Raw genomic sequence first — 18261 nt, 5'->3', positions numbered from 1 at the left:
GTTCGCACGCTACCGAATGTGCCTAGGGCGATTGCCTCAATCATCACTAACGACATTCGCTCGGGAGAGGTCTTTACTGGAGACGATACCGACAGGAACCCGGGAGACGGGCAAACATTTATTTGGGTGTCTTTCAACCCTAATTTCGGCCGCTACTTGCGCCTCACGGTGCGTCGTAGTCCGGACCCGACTGTTGCGCACGCTAATCTCTTGGTCTGGCGAAGCAATGTGGCAAGCAAGCGCACTGTAGCGGAGTCGCATGTTGTCGAAGATGGTGCAGCAAAAACACTCGCCGGTGTGGGTGACGAAGCTTATACTCTCTCTGTGAAGGAGTGGGCTGCCGTACATCCCGATCGAGATCTCTCGGGCAGGACGTATGATATTGGCGGCAGTTATGTCTGCGCTCGCTTCCGCAACATCCTAGTTTCGATATTCTTTGAAGGGGCGGATTATTCATCTGGAGTTGTTAAAGGGAACGAGGTAAAGGGGAATGATCTCGGGGAAGCTGAGACTCGCCGATACTCTATGAAGCTTATCCGGGCCATTAAAGAGCGTCTTTATTGAATCGTGACTGAACTATCGTTCTGTAAAGCAAGCATTCAAAGTTCCGGAGTAGCTGCGCTCGACCCCGCGTAACGCCCTCACGATCGGCCGCGATGCTGGCGCCCTGGGCTCTCCGGCCACTTCTGGATCGCCGAAGGACTCGCCCGCGTCACCATCCACCCCACCACGACCGGCCTCGCCGAATTCGTCCTCTTCAAACCATCGGCTGCTCGCTTATCGCAGACGAACGCGTAAGCACGCAAACGCCTGCCTAGCAGGCGCGTTCTCGCAGGTGGGTGGAGATCGGGAACCGGTTTGTGTGCGCTGGTTGAGCCTCGGTGGTCGCGTGGCGATCGGTGTGCCTCACGACTCGGCAGACGCCAACGATCAACGGGTGCCATGTGTCGCAAGGCAGACTGCGGGCGGAGAGCGCGAATCAGAGGTGAAACGGATGGCCGACGGGGCTTCGATCGGGCCGGTGGTGATCGCTGTCTGCCGGGAGCGGGATGTCGAGCTGCTCGAACGGTACATGCCCTCGCCGGGGCGGAATCGGTTCCATGCACGGCGGTTCGTCCGTCAGGAGCAGGGCTGGAGCACCTACCTGGTGGCCTGGTTGGACGACGTGCCGGTCGGGTCGGGAGCGATTCTGTGGGACGGCTGTGGAGCGGCCGAGGTCCGGCGACGGTATCCGGACTGTCCGGAGCTCGGCGGGCTTGGTGTGTGGCCTCCCGAGCTGCGATCACGAGGGATCGGGACGGCGTTGATACGCGCGGCCGAGGTCCGCGTTCGCGAACGCGGTCACCGCATGATCGGGCTCGGCGTGAACGACGACAACCATGCCGCGGCTGCGTTGTACCTGCGGCTGGGATATCAGGAGACCGGCTGCCTCTACCTCGACCGGTACGACTACGTCGAGACGGACGGGGGCATCCGGCAGGCCGCCGATCCGACCCGCTTCCTGGTGAAGTCGCTGGATGAGGTTTCGTGACGAGCCGGCCCATGGCCGCTTCCCCTGACGACGCGTCGATCACACTCCGCGTCTCATCTCGTACGTGAGCGTTTCGCGAGCGGGGCGGTCGGTGGCGGATGCCACTACGCTTGAGGACGTCGTGAATCTGATCAATGTTGAAGGCCTGAGCAAGGCGTACGGGCCGTCCCCCCTGCTCGACGATGTCTCCCTCGGCGTGGCCGCCGGTGACCGGATCGGCGTCGTCGGCCGTAACGGCGACGGCAAGAGCACGCTCGTCTCTCTGCTGGCCGGCCGCATCGAGCCCGACAGCGGGCGGGTCACGCATACTCGGGGGCTGCGGCTGGGGTTCCTGACCCAGCGCGATGAGTTTCCCGACGGGGCGACCGTTCGCTCGGTGGTGTTCGGCGATCAGGCTGAGCACGAGTGGGCGGGCGACGCCCGTGCGCGCGACATCTTGGCCGGGTTGCTGCCAGGGGTCTCGCTGGACGCCCCGATCGCGCCCATGTCCGGTGGGGAACGCCGGCGGGTGGCGCTGGCCCGGCTGCTCGTCCCCGAGACCGACCTGCTGATCCTGGACGAGCCCACCAACCACCTCGACATCGAGGCGATCGCCTGGCTCGCCGGGCACCTGAAGGATCGTACGCTGATCGTCGTCACCCACGACCGGTGGTTCCTGGACGCGGTGACCGAGCGTACGTGGGAGGTGGCCGACGGGCAGGTACACCGGTACGAGGGCGGCTACTCCGCGTACGTTCTGGCGAAGGCCGAGCGGGCCCGCATCGCCGCGTCGACCGAGGAGAAGCGGCAGAACCTCCTCCGCAAGGAGCTGGCCTGGCTTCGCCGGGGGCCGCAGGCCCGTACGTCGAAGCCGAAGTTCCGCGTCGACGCGGCGAACGCGCTGATCGCGAACGAGCCGCCGGCCCGTGACACCGTGGAGCTCGTGCGGTTCGCGACGGCGCGGCTCGGCAAGACCGTGTACGACGTCGAGGACGTGACCGTGCGCGTCGGCGATCGGGCGATCTTCGAGCACCTGACGTGGCAGCTCGGCCCGGGGGACCGGGTCGGGATCGTCGGCGTCAACGGCAGTGGGAAGACCACGCTGCTGCGGCTGCTGGAGGGCACGGTCGCGCCGGTCGCCGGGCGGGTCATCCGGGGGAAGACCGTGCAGCTCGCGCACCTGTCGCAGGAGCTGGGCGAGCTCGACCCGGGCCGCCGTGTCCTGGAGACGGTCGAGGAGATCAAGCGCCGGATCACGCTGGGGAAGAAGGAGTTCTCCGCCGGTCAGATGCTGGAGCGCTTCGGGTTCCGCGGCGACGCGCAGTGGACGCCGGTGGGTGACCTGTCCGGTGGGGAGCGGCGGCGCCTGCAGTTGCTGCGGCTGCTCATGGCCGAGCCGAACGTCCTCCTGCTGGACGAGCCCACCAACGACCTGGACATCGAGACGCTGACCGAGCTGGAGGACCTGCTCGACGGATGGCCGGGATCGTTGATGCTGGTCAGCCACGACCGGTACTTCCTGGAGCGGGTCAGTGACCACGTCCTCGCGCTGCTGGGCGACGGCCGGCTGGCGCTGCTGCCCGGTGGGGTCGACGAGTACCTCGACCGGCGCAGCCGTTCGGCGCCGGAGCCCCCGCCCGTACGGGACGCCGAGCCGAAGCCGGCCAAGAACTCCTGGCAGGCGAAGAAGGAGCTCGACCGGCTCGAACGCCGGATCGAGAAGCTCGGTGCCCGTGAGGCGGAGCTGCACGAGCTGATGGCCACCCACGCCACCGACCACGAGAAACTGCTCGAACTCGACGCGGAGCTGAAGAGCGTTCGCGCCGAGCGCGAGGAGAACGAGGAGCAGTGGCTCGTCCTCGCCGACGAGACGTAGGCCGGGACCGTACGGGGGTTGTTCAGCACCGGCCGATGCGGCGATGATCCTTTTCCATGTCGACATGGATCACGCGCTTGGACGGTACGGGTGACGGGCCGCGGCTGGCGGTCAAGGACGCCATCGACGTCGAGGGATCGCCGACGACCGCGGGCAGCCGCGCCGTCGCCGACCGCGCCGAGCCGGCGGCGGCCGACGCCAGGGTCGTGGCGACCGCACGCGCCCAGGGCGCGCGGATCGTCGGCAAGGCGAACCTCACCGAGTTCTGCCTCGGCGCGGACGGCGTGAACCCGTGGTTCGGAACCCCGGTCAACCCCCTCGACCCGGCCCGTGTCCCCGGCGGATCGTCCAGCGGCTCGGCCGTGGCCGTCGCCACCGGAGAGGCGGACGTCGCGTTCGGCACGGACACCGCCGGGTCGGTGCGGATCCCCGCCGCCTGCTGTGGCATCGCGTCGCTGAAGACGACGTACGGCCGAGTGTCCCTCGACGGCGTCTATCCGCTCTCGCCCTCCCTCGACACGGTCGGCCCGATGGCCAGGGACGTCGCCGGGGTCACGCTGGGCATGGGGCTGATCGAACCCGGCTTCGCCCCGACCCCGTACGACCCGGGCATGACCGTCGGCCGGCTGCGGATTCCCGGGGTGGCCGAACCGGCGATCGACGCGGCGGTGGACGCGGCGCTGCGTCAGGCGTTCACGGTGGTGGACGAGACCTGTGCGCACTTCGCGGACGCCGTCCTGGCCAACGGCGTGTTCGTCGGTGAGGAGGCCTATCGCCAGAACGGTCACCTTCTGGAGGACGCGAGCCGGCTCAGCGAACGGATGTACCGGAGGCTGAACGGTCTGGGTGCCGACGCGGAGGGCAAACGGGAGTGGGCCGAGGCGACCCGCACGGCGATCCGGGCGGAGCTCGACGTCCTGTTCGAGCGGCACGCGGTCCTCGCGTTGCCGGTCCTGCCGACCGTGGCGCCGCCGCCCCCGGCCGGAGACGACGATCTCCTGTTGTGCCTGCTGACCGCACCGTTCAACGTCGCCGGGCTGCCGGTGTTCGCGCTCCCGGTGCCACTGCCCGGGTCCCATCTGCCGGCCGCCGTGCAACTCGTCGGACCGGCGGGAGGCGAGGAACTGCTGTGCGGCGCGGCCGCCGCTCTGGAGGCCGCACTCGGCTGACCGTTAGCCCGTCCGGTCGTTGGCCCGTCCGGTCGTTGGCCCGGCTGCAGGGACGCCCGGCCGTGGACGCGGGGACCTGGTCGCTCGATTGAGAGGGCCGGGGCGCGGGAGGACTGTCGGTTCGGTGGTGGGAAGGGCAAGATGATTCCGTGACCTTGGTAATGGCGAGCACACGAGGCCGACCATGACGACGTGGCTGCTCCGGACGGAGGCGCCCGGAGACGGTCCCCGGCTCGCCGTCAAGGACGCGATCGACGTCGCGGGGCTGCCGACGACCGCGGCCTGTCCCGTCATCGCGGACCGTGCCGCGCCGGCCGGAGCGGACGCCGTGTGCGTTGCCGCCGCCCGCGGGCAGGGCGCCCGGATCGTCGGCAAGACGAATCTCACCGAGCTGTGCCGGGCCATCGACGGCATCAACCCCTGGACGGGCACTCCGGTGAACCCGCTCGATCCGCGACGGGTGCCGGGCGGCTCGTCCAGTGGCTCGGCGGTGGCGGTCGCGATCGGCGAGGCCGATGTCGCGCTCGGCACCGACACGGCCGGGTCCGTCCGGGTCCCGGCGGCCTGCTGCGGAGTCACCGGCTTGAAGACGACGCACGGCCGGGTTTCGCTGGAGGGGGTGTTCTCGCTCGCACCGTCGCTCGACACGGTCGGGCCTCTAGGCCGTGACGTCGCGGCGGTCGCGCTCGGCATGGGGCTGATCGAGCCGGGTTTCACACCGAGGCCGTACGAGGCCGGAGCCGTCGTCGGGCGGTTGCGTCCGGACGGCGTCGCGGTCGATCCGGCGATCGACGCCGCGGTCGACGCGGCGCTGCGCGCGGCGGACCTGGCGTTCACCGACGAGCCCATGGACGCCTGGGCCGACGCCCTGTCGGCCGGCAACGCGCTGATCCTGGGCGAAGGTCATCGTGCGCACCGGGGCCTGCTGGCCTACCCGGACCGCATGAGTGTCCGCATCCGGAAGCGCATCGAGCGCGGCGAACGGATCACCGACGGAATGCTCGACGAGGCGTACACCACCCGGGCGGCGACGCGGGACCTCTTCGACAAGCTCCTCGAACGCTACGCGGTGCTCGCCCTGCCGACGATCTCGCAGCGACCACCTCTGATCGGTGCCGAGCGCGAGGTGGACCTGACCGAGCTCACGCTGCCGTTCAGCCTGTCCGGTCATCCCGTACTGACGCTTCCCGTGCCGGTGGCCGGGGATGGGGAGCTGCCCGCCTCGCTGCAGCTCATCGGACCGGTGGGGGGAGAGGAGCGGCTGCCGGCCATCGGAGCGGTGATCGAGGCGGCCCTGCGCCGATGACGTTGCTCACGTTCGGGCACGGCACCGCGTCGCAGGACCGGATCGCCGAGCTCCTGACGGACGCGGGCGTCGCGTTGCTCGTCGACGTGCGTACGGCGCCCGGGAGCCGGCGCAACCCGCACGTGGCGCGGCACGAGCTGGAGCGATGGCTGCCGGAGCACGGGATCGACTACCGGTGGGACAAGCGACTCGGCGGCTTCCGGCGGTCGCCCGCCGACTCTCCCGACGTCTTCTGGCGGGAGGAGATGTTCCGCGGGTACGCCGCCCACATGCGCGGCGCGGAGTTCGGCGCGGCGATCGACGAACTGCTGCGGGAGGACCGGCGGCAGGCCGTGATGTGCAGTGAGAGCGTCTGGTGGCGCTGCCATCGGCGGTTGATCGCCGACCACCTCGTGATGGTCAGGGGCGTGCCGGTCGATCACCTCATGCACGACGGTCGGCTCGTCCCGCACACTCCGGCACCGGGCGCCCGGATCCGCGACGACGGGCTCCTCGTCTACGACGGCGGCCAGGAGCCGCTCATCTGAGTCGAACGCACCGAGCACCGAGCACCGAGCACCGAGCGACGAGGGGATCGAACGTCGCGGGGATCGAACGTCGCGGGGATCGAACGTCGCGGGGACCGAGCGACGAGGGGATCGAACGTCGAAGGCGCCGAACGACGAAGGCACCGAACGACGAAGGCACCGAAGACGAGGGCCGGTCGCCGAAACGGCAACCGGCCCCGTTGACCGATCATCCCCGGTCAGGGTCGGGAGTCGGTCGCGTACGGCGACCGACTCCGGCTATCCCTTGTAGTCCGGGTAGATCGTCTTGCTGTTCACGGCGGTGTAGTGCTTCGACGCGGCGTGGTGGACGCGGTAGTACCAGTCCCGGTCCGGCGGGAACTTCAGCTTGAACGTCACGTTGCCGTTCTTCCCGACCTTCTGGCACGTGAGCTGCTTCCAGTGCCGCTGGGCGGGCTTGCCCTTCTTGGTGGCCTTGTGCTGCAGGCACAGGACCTCGCCCTTGACGGCCTTCAGCTTGTCCTTGACGGTGGTGTAGGCGCCGGCCTTGATGACCAGGTAGGTCCCCGACCCGCCGTCGCCGTCGGCGAAGTGCCACTTGGGTGACGCGCTGGAGGCGTTCGGCCCGACGATCTTCATGTGGTGACGGGTGGCCGCCTCCGCGCTGCCGCCGACGGCGGCGACGGGAACGGCCACGGCCGCGGCGGTGATCGCCACAGCGATGAAGCGTCGCATCATCTTCTCCTTGTTGATCTTGATGGACGTCCGGGTGTGACGACTCAAGATCAACTGGAGTTCGATTGCTGGAGGCCGTGGCCGGATCGGGCCAATCCACGCCTTGGGCGAACAAAGGCGGTGCGGAGATCGACCGGAGACCGGGTCAGGCGGCCGGGTCGGTGTCGAAGGGGACCAGGAGCGAGCGCAGGAGGCTCGCGAGCGTGTTGCGGTCGCCGGGGCTGAGGGAGCCCAGGAGCTCGCGTTCGCGGTCCACGAGGTCGGCGAACGCGGCGTCGACCCGCGTGCGGCCGGCGTCCGTCAGCCGGACGAGGACGCCGCGCTTGTCCTGTGGGTCGGGGCTGCGGCGGACGAGGCCCGCGGACTCCAGCCGGTCGATCCGGTTGGTCATCGTGCCGGAGGTGACCAGGGTGGCGCGGAGCAGCCGGCCGGGACTCAGTTCGTACGGCGCGCCGGCGCGGCGTAGCGCGGTCAGCACGTCGAACTCCCACGACTCCATGCCGTGCGCGGCGAAGACCGCCCGGCGGGCGCGGTCGAGGTGCCGGGCGAGCCGGGAGACCCGGCTGAGGACGTGCAGCGGCTCGACGTCGAGGTCCGGGCGCTCCGCGTGCCAGGCCTCGATCAGCCGGTCTACCTCGTCCTCCACAACGGATCACCTTACCTGTCTTGACGTCGAGATATCCACGTCAGATCATCCGTCTTGACATCAAGAGACCAGCCTCACCGGTGTCCTCCTGGTGGCAGAGATCCGCCGGACACGCCCCAGGGGCCACGGGTGGGAGGGAGATGACGTTGAGCCTCCTGATCGGAGTTCACCACGTGCAGCTCGCGGCGCCTTCGGGCACGGAAGGGCGGATGCGGGAGTTCTACGCCGGAACGCTCGGGCTGACCGAGGTGCCCAAACCGGTGGAACTGGCCGCGCGGGGAGGAGCGTGGTTCCGGGCGCCGGGCATCGAGATCCACATCGGGGCCGAGGCCGGCTTCCGGCCCGCGCGAAAGGCCCATCCCGGGATCCTCGTCCGCGACCTGGAGGCCCTGGCCGCCCGGCTCCGAGCCGCGGGCCACAGCGTCGTCCGCGACGGCCTGCTGCCCGGATACCGGCGCTTCTACGTCGAGGATCCCGTCGGCAACCGCCTGGAATTCCTCGAGCCCGAAGAGGCGGTCTGACCGAACCGGGGGCCTGGTCCTCTGGGCGCCGCGCCGGTGTCACGGGCCGCGCGCCTCGCGGTCGGCGAGCATCTCCCAGTCGGCGAGGACGTCGAGCAGGATGCCGAGGATCCGCCGCAGCTCCTCCACGTGGTCCGCCTTGCGCACCGCGTCTTCGAAGCCGGCTGGGTGTCGAGCGCCAGCACGGCGCCCGCCAGGCTCTCGGTGAGCCGCATCGCGCCGATGTCGCCCTGTGCGTCGGCCGCGGCGCGTGCTCGCCGGACCGCCGCCGCGCGCCCGGTCTCGCCGCCGGCGCGCCCTCGCCCGGCGCGGCCTCGATCGGAACCACCGGATCGATATCGCACTGCCCACCTCCTGGATCCGCCGACGGCGGATCACCGCCCGGTGAGGGCACGGATCCGCGGCACGGGCGCGAGCCCGTCATCGTCGCTTGGTCGGGTACGACCATAGGGATCGGGTGTGACAGAACGACTACATGAAGTGAGAGGGCGGCGCCCGGTCAGAGTGTCCCGGGCTCCACGCCGTTCCGGCGGGCGGCCCGGGCGTGTTCCTTCGCCTCCTTGGCCGCCTCCTTGGCCTCCTTGGCCGCTTCCTTGGCCCGGGCCTTCAGGTCCTTCTGGCGGGCCTTGTGGTCCGTCGTCAGGTACGGCTTCGGCTCGAGGCCGGACAGCCCGTTCCACGCGAGGTTCACCAGGTGGGCGGCGACCTCCTCGCGCTTGGGCTTGCGCACGTCCAGCCAGTAGGTGCCGGTCATGGCGACCATCCCGATGAGGGCCTGGGCGTACAGCGGGGCCGCCTTCGGGTCGAAGCCCTTCTCCTTGAACTCGTCCCCGAGGATGTGCTCGACCTGGTTGGCGATGTCGCTGAGCAGGCTGGCGAACGTCCCCGTGGCCGAGGCGGCGTGCGAGTCGCGGACGAGGATGCGGAAGCCCTTGCTGCTGTCCTCGATGTACTCGAGGAGGGCGAGCGCGGCGCGTTCGATCTTCTGTCGGGGGTGCCCGCCGACCAGCGCCTTGGTGATCAGGTCGAGCAGGCGCTCCATCTCGCGGTCGACGACGACTGCGTAGAGCCCCTCCTTGCCGCCGAAGTGCTCGTAGACCACCGGCTTGGACACTCCCGCCACGCTGGCGATCTCCTCTATGGAGGTGCCGTCGAATCCGCGTTCGGCGAAGAGTGTCCGGCCGATGTCGAGCAGTTGCTCCCGTCGTTCTTTTCCGGTCATACGCTTCCGGCGCGACCGTGGGGGTTCGCTCACGTCCTCAATTGTTGCGGTAGCGGCCGAATCGTTGGCTACGCTCACTGCCTGCTCTTCCCTGGCGGCCCTGGACTCCCGACCGCAGGCGGCGCCGTGTGAGACTGATTAGTTTCGCTTACGATATCCGCTTTGCGGCGAGCCGTTCGGCGTTCGGCCAACGAACGTCGGATACCCAGCCGAACTTTTCGAAGATCCAGATGGTCCGGGCGCTGATGTCGATCTGGCCTTTGAGCACGCCGTGCCGGGCGCAGGTCGGGTCCGCGTGGTGCAGGTTGTGCCAGGACTCGCCGAAGGACGGGATCGCCAGCCACCAGACGTTACGGGCCTTGTCCCGTGAGTCGAACGCCTCGTCGCCCATCACGTGGCAGATCGAGTTGATGGACCAGGTGACGTGGTGCAGCAGGGCGACGCGGACCAGCGAGCCCCAGAAGAAGGCGGTCAGCGCGCCCCACCAGGACATGGTGATGAGCCCGCCGAGCAGCGCCGGGATCAGCATGGTGGCGGCGACGAAGCCGGGGAACGCCTTGCTGATGCGGCGGATGTCCTTGTCGGCCACCAGGTCGGGGCAGAACTTCGCCGGGGAGGTGCGGCCGGCGTCGAACAGCCAGCCCATGTGCGCCCAGACCAGGCCCTTGCTGAGCGCCTTCCAGTCGCCGCCGAAGCGCCACGGCGAGTGCGGGTCGCCCTCCTTGTCGGAGTACTTGTGGTGACGGCGGTGCGTGGCCACCCAGTCGATCACGCTCATCTCGATCGAGAGGCTGCCGGCGAGGGCCAGCACGATGCGCAGGCCGCGCTTGGCCTTGAACGACTTGTGGGTGAAGAGGCGGTGGTAACCGACCGTGACCCCCATGCCGGAGATCGTGTACATGACGGCGGTGATCGCCACATCGCTCCAGCCGAGACCCCAGCCCCAGGCGAACGGCACGGCCGCCACGACGGCGAGGAGCGGAACGACGATGAAGACGGCCAGCAGGACGCGTTCGAAAACGCCTTTGGGCTTCGCTTCGAGGTCGGGTCGGACCTGCGATCGAGGTGGCGCGGACGGGGCTACGGTCATGCGGCTTCCTCCTGCCCATCGGGGAACTTACGGCTACGCAACCGTAACCTACGGCGGCGTAAGTTAGGTAGATACCCGACAGTATTCCCGCAAACATGTCGCGCGAGTCACACGTGGGTTGCCGGTCGGCAAGTCACCGTTTAGCTCCTCATGGGGACATCTTTCACGTGGGGAATCCGCCGGGATGGTCCGGGTGCGAGCGCGGCGACTCTTCGTGATCGAAACCGATGCGCCGTCCGACGGGGCAACCGCTATCGTTAGGCATGCGCGGCGGCAGGAATGCCGCCACGGCGATCCGGCGTGGTGAAATCGGCATCACGGAGGGTTTTGGTCCCTTTATTTCTGGTTCGAGTCCAGACGCCGGAGCACACTCCCCGGCTCGTGCCATCGCGCTGACCTGGGGTTCGCCCGCCCGCCGCCCGGACCGGGGCGCGCGGGCCGCCGACGCGGGCGGTATCCTTCGGGTGTCGGCCGGGTAACGGCCCTGCGACCCCGCCTGTTCGCAGGCCGCCACCTCACCGGAGGTCTCCCCAGGCGTCCGTGGCCCGACTCGAAACCTGTCAGCGACGCCGAGGAGCCTCCTCCAGTGAGCGGAGCGAGCCACCGGGCGATGCCATGTCACATCAGCACCACCGAGCCGTCCGGTGAGGTGGGCGCGTGAGCATGAGCCGCCCCGCAGCCGTCATCGTCCTCGCCGCGGGCGAGGGCACCCGGATGAAGTCCCGCACGACCCCGAAGGTCCTGCACGAACTGGGCGGACGCAGCCTGGTCGGGCACGTCCTCGCCGCGGCCCGCGATCTGCGGCCCGAGCGGGTCGTGGTCGTCGTCGGGCACGGCCGGGACAAGGTCGTCGAGCACCTCGCGGAGATCGCCCCCGACGCGGTCGCCGTGACCCAGGAACAGCAGAACGGCACCGGCCACGCGGTGCGGGTCGTCCTCGAGGCGGTCGGCGCGCTGACCGGCACGGTCGTCGTCACCAACGGCGACCACCCGCTGCTGCGCGGGGAGACCCTGGCCGAGCTCGTACGGGCCCATGAGACCGAGGGCAACGCCGTCACGGTGCTGAGCACCGACATCCCCGACCCGACGGGGTACGGCCGGATCGTCCGGGGGCCCGGCGGCGAGGTCACCGCGATCGTGGAGCACAAGGACGCGGGCCCCGACCAGCGGGCCATCAACGAGATCAACGTCGGCATGTATGCCTTCGACGGAAAGCTCCTGGCGGACGCGCTGGGCCGGGTCACCACCGACAACGCCAGCGGCGAGGAGTACCTCACCGACGTCGTCGGGATCCTCCGCGGGGACGGCCACCGGGCCGGCGCGTACAAGGCGGCCGACTGGGTCGAGACCCAGGGCGTCAACGACCGGGTCCAGCTCGCCCAGGCGCGACGCCAGCTGAACGACCGGATCCTCGAGGCGCACATGCGCGCCGGCGTGACGATCGTCGACCCGATGTCCACGTGGATCGACGTCCAGGCGACGCTCGAGCCCGACGTGCTCATCGAGCCGGGCACCCAGCTGCGCGGCGCCACCCACGTGGCGGCGGGCGCGCGGATCGGCCCGAACACCACGATCACCGACACCTCGATCGGGGAGGACGCCGTGGTGGTCAACGCCGTGTGCGTCTCCGCCGAGATCGGCCCGGAGGTGAGCGTCGGTCCCTTCGCCTACCTGCGGCCGGGCACCAGGCTGGCCCGCAAGGTCAAGATCGGCACGTACGTCGAGACCAAGAACGCCGTGGTCGGCGAGGGCAGCAAGGTCCCGCACCTGACCTACGTCGGCGACGCGGAGATCGGCGAGGGCTCCAACATCGGCGCCGCCTGCGTCTTCGTGAACTACGACGGCGTCACCAAGAGCCGCAGCGTCGTCGGCGACCACGTCAAGGTCGGCAGCGACAACATGATCGTCGCTCCGGTGACGATCGGCGACGGCGCGTACACCGCTGCCGGTTCGGTGATCACGAACGACGTGCCGCCGGGTGCGATGGCGATCGCCCGGGCGCGCCAGCGCAACGTCGAGGGGTGGGTCGAGCGCAAGCGCGCCGGCACCCCTTCGGCCGAAGCGGCGCGCCGCGCCGGCGAGCAGGACGGCCAGGACAGCGAGTAAGGGGACGGTACGGGTGACAGGGATGAAGGCGACGGGCGAGAAGAAGCTGATGCTCTTCTCCGGCCGGGCATACCCCGAACTGGCCGAAGAGGTGGCAGAGGCCCTCGGCGTGGAGCCGACGCCCACGTCGGCGTACGACTTCGCCAACGGTGAGACGTTCGTGCGGTTCAACGAGTCGGTGCGCGGTTCCGACGCGTTCGTGCTGCAGAGCCACACAGCCCCGATCAATCAGTGGATCATGGAGCAGCTGATCATGGTCGACGCGCTCAAACGGGCGTCGGCCAAACGGATCACGGTCGTCGCGCCGTTCTTCGGCTACGCGCGGCAGGACAAGAAGCACCGCGGCCGCGAGCCGATCTCCGCGCGCCTGATGGCGGACCTGTTCAAGACCGCCGGCGCGGACCGGCTCATGGCCGTCGACCTGCACACCGCGCAGATCCAGGGCTTCTTCGACGGCCCGGTGGACCACCTGTTCGCCCTGCCGATCCTCACGAGCTACATCAAGTCCAAGCTCGACGCCACGCAGGTGACGGTGGTCGCCCCGGACGCCGGGCGGGTGCGCGTCGCGGAGCGCTGGAGCGACGAGCTAGGCGGCTGCCCGATGGCGATCATTCACAAGCGGCGCGACCCGGAGGTCGCGAACGAGGTGAAGGTCTTCGACGTCGTCGGTGAGGTCGCCGGCCGCACCTGTGTCGTCGTCGACGACATGATCGACACGGGCGGCACGATCGTGAAGGCGGCCGACGCGCTGTTCGAGGAGGGCGCCGAGCGCGTCGTGGTGGCCGCCACGCACGGCGTGCTGTCCGGGCCCGCCGTCGACCGGCTCAAGAACTCCCGGATCTCCGAGGTCGTTCTCACCAACACCCTGCCGATCCCGGACAACAAGCGGTTCGACAAGCTGACCGTGCTGTCGATCGCGCCGCTGCTGGCCCGGGCGATCAGCGAGGTGTTCAGCGACGGCTCGGTGACCAGCCTCTTCGGCGGGCACAGCTGAGGATCCGAGGTGTTCGGCGACGGCTCGGTGACCGGCCTCTTCGGCGGGCACGGCTGAGAATCCGACCCTCGGCACGAACCGGAACGCCGATCGGCTAAACTTGGGAGACCGTGTGCGTCCGACGCTGCGTTGAAGGGCTCGCCCGCCTTGAGCCCGGCCGTGAGGAGCACCGACGATCTTCGACGCCACGCGCGCCGACTTTGTACTGACAAGCTTCATTTCAGCGAGGAGTTTTCGCCGTGTCCGAGGTACGCATTGCCGCCGAGCCCCGCACCGAATTCGGTAAGGGCCCCGCCCGGCGCGCTCGCAGGGCCGGCAAGGTGCCCGCCGTTCTGTACGGCCACGGCACCGACCCGAAGCACATCACGCTGCCCGGCCACGAGCTGATGCTCGCCCTCAAGACCCCCAACGTGCTGCTGCGCGTGGAGGGCCTCGGGGACGGCGTCGAGCTCGCGCTCCCGAAGGACGTCCAGCGCGACCCGCTCAAGGGCTTCCTCGAGCACGTCGACCTGCTCGTCGTGAAGCGCGGCGAGAAGGTCACCGTTGAGGTGCCGGTGCAGGTGACCGGCGAGATCGCGCCGGGCGGCATGCTCGACCAGCAGCTCGTGCAGATCGCCCTCGAGGCCGAGGCGACCCACCTCCCCGGTGCGGTCGAGGTCGACGTCGAGGGCCTGGAGATCGGCACTCAGATCCTCGCCAAGGACCTCAAGCTGCCGGCCGGCTCGACCCTGGGCGCCGACGAGGAGGCCCTGGTGCTGCACGTGGTGGCGGCGCCGACGGCCGAGCAGATCGAGGCGGCGACCACCGGCGAGGTCGAGGCCCCCGTGGCCGAGGCCGCCCCGGCCGAGCCCGCCGAGCAGGGCGGCGAGGAGTAACAGCGCCCTCCAGGCGCCGGACGCCCGTCCAGGCGCCCAGCACGCTCAGGTGCCGGATGTCTCTCCAGGCGCCCGACGTGTTCGGGTGCCGGAGGTCCGTCCAGGCACCGGGCGTGTCCGGGCGGAGGGCGTCCGCCCACGGTAGGGCGCGCCCGCGCCACCGCCTGGGCCGATGGGACGGCTTCGCGGCCGTTCCCGGCGGCCTGCGCCGCGCCGTCGTTCACGAGTGTGCGAGCGCCCCTTCCCGGGGCGCCCAGAGCCCGTGTGGAATGGGCGTCGGACAGGCCCGGCGGCCCGTTGCGCGCGGGCTTTGACGTATGCCGGTGATGGCGGACCGGAGCGGCGAGCCGCCGAGCGAGCGGAGTGGGCGGCGAGGAACGAGCCGCCCGCGAAGCGAGTGAGTAGGGGAGCGCGACCATGAGCGGGTGGCGAGCCGCCGAGCGAGCGGAGTGGGCGGCGAGGAACGAGCCGCCCGCGAAGCGAGTGAGTAGGGGAGCGCGACCATGAGCGGGTGGCGAGCCGCCGAGCGAGCGGAGTGGGCGGCGAGGAACGAGTCGCCCGCGAAGCGAGTGAGTAGGGGAGCGCGACCATGAGCGGTGGGAACGAGCCCTGGCTCGTCGTCGGGCTCGGCAACCCCGGACCGCAGTACGCCGGTAACCGGCACAACGTCGGCTTCATGGTCCTCGACCTGCTGGCGGCGCGGATGGGCGGGCGATTCAAGGCGCACAAGGCGCGCGCCGAGGTCGTCGAGGGCCGCCTCGTGGGCGTCCGGGTGGTGCTCGCGAAGCCCCGGTCGTACATGAACGAGTCCGGGGGCCCGGTCAAGGCGCTGCGCGACTTCTACAAGGTGCCGCTCGAGCGCGTCGTCGTCGTCCACGACGAACTCGACATTCCGTACGGCACGCTGCGCCTGAAGCGCGGTGGTGGCGACAATGGCCATAACGGACTGCGCTCGATCACCAAGGCGCTCGGGGGCCCCGACTATCTCCGGGTGAGGTTCGGCATCGGCCGCCCGCCGGGGCGCATGGACGCCGCGGCTTTCGTGTTGCGTGACTTCTCCGCGACCGAGCGCAAGGAACTCGACCTGAACGCCGAACGCGCCGCCGACGCCGCGGAAGCGCTGTTCACCGACGGTCTCGAACGCGCGCAGAACGTCTATCACACCGCATAGAACGTCTTTCGCACCGCTGCGTAGTCGACTGCCGCGCAAAGCGTGGTTTCCATCACTCTGTGCACTCTGGGTCTCTATCGTGCCAAGGGTGGGCATCCGGAATACAGCGCCGTTCAGTCGTCCGATGGCTGAAAGGCCGCAATTCGGTACTCACCGTCACTGATAGGACGCGGAGGGCGTTAAACGGCGAAACGTGTGAACCTTTGGTGTCCACGACGCGTCCTGATCCAGCAGAGTCCTGGGGTATTCGGGTGAGGGGTGAGATGGCGGTCGTCGGAAAGGCGTGGCCGGAGGCCCAGCCTGCCCACAACAGTCGTTCGCAGGCCGACTCATGGGCGTTCGGGTACGCACGGCAGGCGTTCTGCGTCGACTTCTTCGCTGCCCTGTTCGCCGGCCTGATCGCGTTCGTCGCCCGATTCCGCTATCCCACGTTCGGTGACCCCTGGAGTACGCCGTACATCGGGCTGAGTCTCGTCCTGCCCTTCCTGTGGACGGGCGTGCTCGGCGTGGGACGCGCGTACGAGCAGCGGCTGTTCGGCGTCGGCTCCGAGGAGTTCCGCCGGATCATCCAGGCCGGATTCTCGCTGACCGCGACGGTCGCGATCGGCGCGTACGCCACCAAGATCGACGTCGCCCGCGGATACGTCATCGTGGCGCTGCCGCTCTCGACGATGCTCGGACTGGCCGGGCGGTACCAGCTGCGCAAGCGGCTGCACCACCGGCGGAAGGCCGGCGAGTGCATGCGCCGCGTCGTGGCCGCCGGCCACCGGGCGGCAGTGGCCGACCTGGTCAAGCAGCTGCGCCGCGAGACCCACCACGGCATGGAGATCGTCGCCGCCTGTCTCCCCCCGATGCTCACCTCCGGCGACGACGCCGTCCACGAGATCGAGGGCGTCCGGGTCGCCGGAGACTTCGCCGGGATCGCCGGCGTCGTCGAGACCGCGCAGGCGGACACCGTCGCCGTCCTGGCCTGTCCGGAACTGGACGGCGTGGTCCTGCGCCGCCTCGCCTGGCAGCTGGAGAAGGACGACGTCGACCTCGTCGTCGCGCCCGCGCTCATGGAGGTCGCCGGCCCGCGTACCTCCATCCGCCCGGTCGCCGGGCTGCCGCTCCTGCATGTCGAACACCCCGAGCTGACCGGCGTCCGCCGGCTCGCCAAGAGCGCGTTCGACCGCACCGTCGCCTGCGGGGCGTTGATCGTCCTGTGGCCACTGCTGGCCGCGATCGCGATCGCCATCCGGCTGGAGAGCCACGGCCCGGCGTTCTTCCGCCAGACCAGGGTCGGCCGGGACGGCCGCGAGTTCACGGTGCTTAAGTTCCGCACGATGGTCGTCGACGCCGAGCGGCGCAAGGCCGAGCTGCTGAAGCTCAACGACCACGACGGGGTCCTGTTCAAGATCAAGAATGATCCGCGGATCACCCGGATCGGGGCCTGGCTGCGCCGCTACTCCCTCGACGAGCTGCCGCAGCTGTTCAACGTGATCTGGGGCGACATGTCGCTGGTCGGCCCCCGTCCGCCGCTCCCCGAGGAAGTCGCCCAGTACGGCGACGACGTACGCCGCCGCCTCGTCGTACGGCCGGGTCTGACAGGTCTGTGGCAGGTGAGCGGCCGGTCGGATCTGACGTGGGAGGAATCCGTACGCCTCGATCTGCGTTACGTGGAGAATTGGTCCTTGACACTCGATCTGCAGATCCTGTGGAAGACCTGGGCCGCCGTGTTGCACGGCTCGGGGGCCTACTGACGTGTAGAGAGAAGTACGTGACCCACGACGACCACGCCCTCGCACGGGACCTGGCCACCGAGGCGGGAGCGCTCCTGCTTCGCCTGCGCGCCGAGTCCGGCTTCGCCGACATCAAGAACCTCCGCGACACCGGTGACCGGGAGTCGCACATCTACCTGACGGAGGCGCTCGCCCGGCAGCGCCCCGGTGACGCGATCCTCAGCGAAGAGGGCAAGGACGACCTCGTCCGCCTCGACGCCGACCGCGTCTGGATCGTCGATCCGCTCGACGGGACCCGTGAGTACGGCGAGGAGGGGCGGGCCGACTGGGCCGTCCACGTCGCCCTCTGGGAGCGGGGCGCGGACGGGACCGGGCGGCTCACGGCCGGCGCCGTGGCACTGCCCGCCCAGGGACGGACCCTCTCCACCGCGGAGCCGCCGCCGTCGCGCCCGCTGAGCGATCCGTCACATATCCGGCTCACCGCCAGCCGCAGCCGCCCGCCGGCGTTCCTCGACGAGCTGATCGAGGCACTCGACGCGGAAGTGGAATTGGTCACCATCGGATCGGCCGGTGCGAAGGTCGCCGCGATGATCCTCGGCGACGTCGACGCCTACGTACACGCCGGCGGGCAGTACGAATGGGACTCCGCGGCGCCGGTCGCGGTCGCCCACGCCGCGAGCGCGCACGCCTCCCGTATCGACGGATCATCGCTGACGTATAACAATGAGGACACTCTCCTCCCGGATATCCTGGTCTGTCACCCGGACCTGGCGTCGACGCTGCTCGCCGGCATCCGGGCGGTCTTGTAAGCGA

At 69.6% G+C, this 18261-nt stretch carries 17 protein-coding genes; 13 read left to right on the top strand and 4 right to left on the bottom strand.

What is annotated here, in order from left to right; translation table 11 throughout:
• The first annotated feature begins 18 nt into the window (after positions 1–18).
• The 6 genes from ACYVF7_RS51705 (at position 19) to ACYVF7_RS51680 (ending at position 6388) form a co-directional block, all read left to right on the top strand.
• The gene (locus tag ACYVF7_RS51705) at positions 19–564 is read left to right on the top strand and encodes a hypothetical protein (protein ID WP_460354480.1); all 546 of its coding nucleotides are present in this window, start codon (positions 19–21) and stop codon (positions 562–564) included.
• 430 nt (positions 565–994) lie between these two features.
• The gene (locus ACYVF7_RS51700) at positions 995–1531 is read left to right on the top strand and encodes a GNAT family N-acetyltransferase (protein WP_460354478.1); all 537 of its coding nucleotides are present in this window, start codon (positions 995–997) and stop codon (positions 1529–1531) included.
• A gap of 121 nt (positions 1532–1652) precedes the next feature.
• Positions 1653–3386: an ABC-F family ATP-binding cassette domain-containing protein gene (locus ACYVF7_RS51695; RefSeq protein WP_460354476.1), complete on the top strand. Its 1734-nt coding sequence runs from the start codon at positions 1653–1655 to the stop codon at positions 3384–3386.
• Between the two features lie 56 nt (positions 3387–3442).
• Entirely contained in the window at positions 3443–4555 is a 1113-nt protein-coding gene (locus ACYVF7_RS51690; RefSeq protein WP_460354474.1) for an amidase, read from the top strand.
• 184 nt (positions 4556–4739) lie between these two features.
• Positions 4740–5861 carry an amidase gene (locus tag ACYVF7_RS51685; RefSeq protein ID WP_460354471.1) on the top strand — a complete coding sequence of 374 codons (1122 nt, stop codon included), beginning with the start codon at positions 4740–4742 and terminating at the stop codon, positions 5859–5861.
• Complete coding sequence (locus ACYVF7_RS51680) at positions 5858–6388, top strand: DUF488 domain-containing protein (RefSeq protein WP_460354469.1); 531 nt, start codon at positions 5858–5860, stop codon at positions 6386–6388. Before ACYVF7_RS51685 ends, ACYVF7_RS51680 begins: the two co-directional genes overlap by 4 nt.
• Before the next feature lie 258 nt (positions 6389–6646).
• On the opposite strand, the gene ACYVF7_RS51675 is transcribed toward ACYVF7_RS51680, so the two are convergent.
• The gene (locus ACYVF7_RS51675; protein ID WP_460354468.1) at positions 6647–7156 is read right to left on the bottom strand and encodes a hypothetical protein; all 510 of its coding nucleotides are present in this window, start codon (positions 7154–7156) and stop codon (positions 6647–6649) included.
• Between the two features lie 91 nt (positions 7157–7247).
• Positions 7248–7748, bottom strand: a complete 501-nt coding sequence (locus tag ACYVF7_RS51670; protein WP_460354466.1) for a MarR family winged helix-turn-helix transcriptional regulator — start codon at positions 7746–7748, stop codon at positions 7248–7250.
• 140 nt (positions 7749–7888) lie between these two features.
• On the opposite strand from ACYVF7_RS51670, the gene ACYVF7_RS51665 reads away from it, so the two are divergent.
• The gene (locus ACYVF7_RS51665) at positions 7889–8269 is read left to right on the top strand and encodes a VOC family protein (protein WP_460354464.1); all 381 of its coding nucleotides are present in this window, start codon (positions 7889–7891) and stop codon (positions 8267–8269) included.
• 499 nt (positions 8270–8768) lie between these two features.
• Here ACYVF7_RS51665 and ACYVF7_RS51660 read toward each other — a convergent pair whose 3' ends face one another.
• Together ACYVF7_RS51660 and ACYVF7_RS51655 are read right to left on the bottom strand one after the other, a co-directional pair.
• Positions 8769–9524, bottom strand: a complete 756-nt coding sequence (locus tag ACYVF7_RS51660; protein WP_460354461.1) for a TetR/AcrR family transcriptional regulator — start codon at positions 9522–9524, stop codon at positions 8769–8771.
• 115 nt (positions 9525–9639) lie between these two features.
• Complete coding sequence (locus tag ACYVF7_RS51655) at positions 9640–10581, bottom strand: acyl-CoA desaturase (RefSeq protein ID WP_460354460.1); 942 nt, start codon at positions 10579–10581, stop codon at positions 9640–9642.
• Positions 10582–11238: 657 nt separating this feature from the next.
• Here ACYVF7_RS51655 and glmU point away from each other — a divergent pair.
• The 6 genes from glmU (at position 11239) to ACYVF7_RS51625 (ending at position 18257) form a co-directional block, all read left to right on the top strand.
• Positions 11239–12687, top strand: a complete 1449-nt coding sequence (glmU, locus tag ACYVF7_RS51650; protein ID WP_460354457.1) for a bifunctional UDP-N-acetylglucosamine diphosphorylase/glucosamine-1-phosphate N-acetyltransferase GlmU — start codon at positions 11239–11241, stop codon at positions 12685–12687.
• Between the two features lie 13 nt (positions 12688–12700).
• Positions 12701–13681, top strand: coding sequence for a ribose-phosphate diphosphokinase (locus ACYVF7_RS51645; protein ID WP_460354454.1), 981 nt, complete (start codon positions 12701–12703; stop codon positions 13679–13681).
• A gap of 239 nt (positions 13682–13920) precedes the next feature.
• Positions 13921–14556 carry a 50S ribosomal protein L25/general stress protein Ctc gene (locus ACYVF7_RS51640; RefSeq protein WP_460354453.1) on the top strand — a complete coding sequence of 212 codons (636 nt, stop codon included), beginning with the start codon at positions 13921–13923 and terminating at the stop codon, positions 14554–14556.
• Between the two features lie 589 nt (positions 14557–15145).
• Positions 15146–15727, top strand: a complete 582-nt coding sequence (pth, locus tag ACYVF7_RS51635; protein WP_460354451.1) for an aminoacyl-tRNA hydrolase — start codon at positions 15146–15148, stop codon at positions 15725–15727.
• A 263-nt stretch (positions 15728–15990) separates the two neighbouring features.
• Positions 15991–17469, top strand: a complete 1479-nt coding sequence (locus ACYVF7_RS51630; RefSeq protein WP_460354450.1) for a sugar transferase — start codon at positions 15991–15993, stop codon at positions 17467–17469.
• A 17-nt stretch (positions 17470–17486) separates the two neighbouring features.
• Positions 17487–18257, top strand: coding sequence for a 3'(2'),5'-bisphosphate nucleotidase CysQ (locus ACYVF7_RS51625; protein WP_460354448.1), 771 nt, complete (start codon positions 17487–17489; stop codon positions 18255–18257).
• Positions 18258–18261 lie beyond the last annotated feature (4 nt).

Source organism: Actinoallomurus acanthiterrae (assembly GCF_054775715.1).
Note: the sequence above shows the minus strand (reverse complement) of the source record. Positions and strands in the feature narration are given on the sequence as shown.

Excerpts from the sequence above, each read along its gene's own strand:
- pth (WP_460354451.1), top strand. The coding sequence starts at position 15,146 with ATGAGCGGTGGGAACGAGCCCTGGCTCGTCGTCGGGCTCGGCAACCCC.
- ACYVF7_RS51665 (WP_460354464.1), top strand. The coding sequence starts at position 7,889 with ATGACGTTGAGCCTCCTGATCGGAGTTCACCACGTGCAGCTCGCGGCG.
- ACYVF7_RS51655 (WP_460354460.1), bottom strand. The coding sequence starts at position 10,581 with ATGACCGTAGCCCCGTCCGCGCCACCTCGATCGCAGGTCCGACCCGAC.
- ACYVF7_RS51630 (WP_460354450.1), top strand. The coding sequence starts at position 15,991 with ATGGCGGTCGTCGGAAAGGCGTGGCCGGAGGCCCAGCCTGCCCACAAC.
- ACYVF7_RS51690 (WP_460354474.1), top strand. The coding sequence starts at position 3,443 with ATGTCGACATGGATCACGCGCTTGGACGGTACGGGTGACGGGCCGCGG.
- ACYVF7_RS51680 (WP_460354469.1), top strand. The coding sequence starts at position 5,858 with ATGACGTTGCTCACGTTCGGGCACGGCACCGCGTCGCAGGACCGGATC.
- ACYVF7_RS51700 (WP_460354478.1), top strand. The coding sequence starts at position 995 with ATGGCCGACGGGGCTTCGATCGGGCCGGTGGTGATCGCTGTCTGCCGG.
- ACYVF7_RS51685 (WP_460354471.1), top strand. The coding sequence starts at position 4,740 with ATGACGACGTGGCTGCTCCGGACGGAGGCGCCCGGAGACGGTCCCCGG.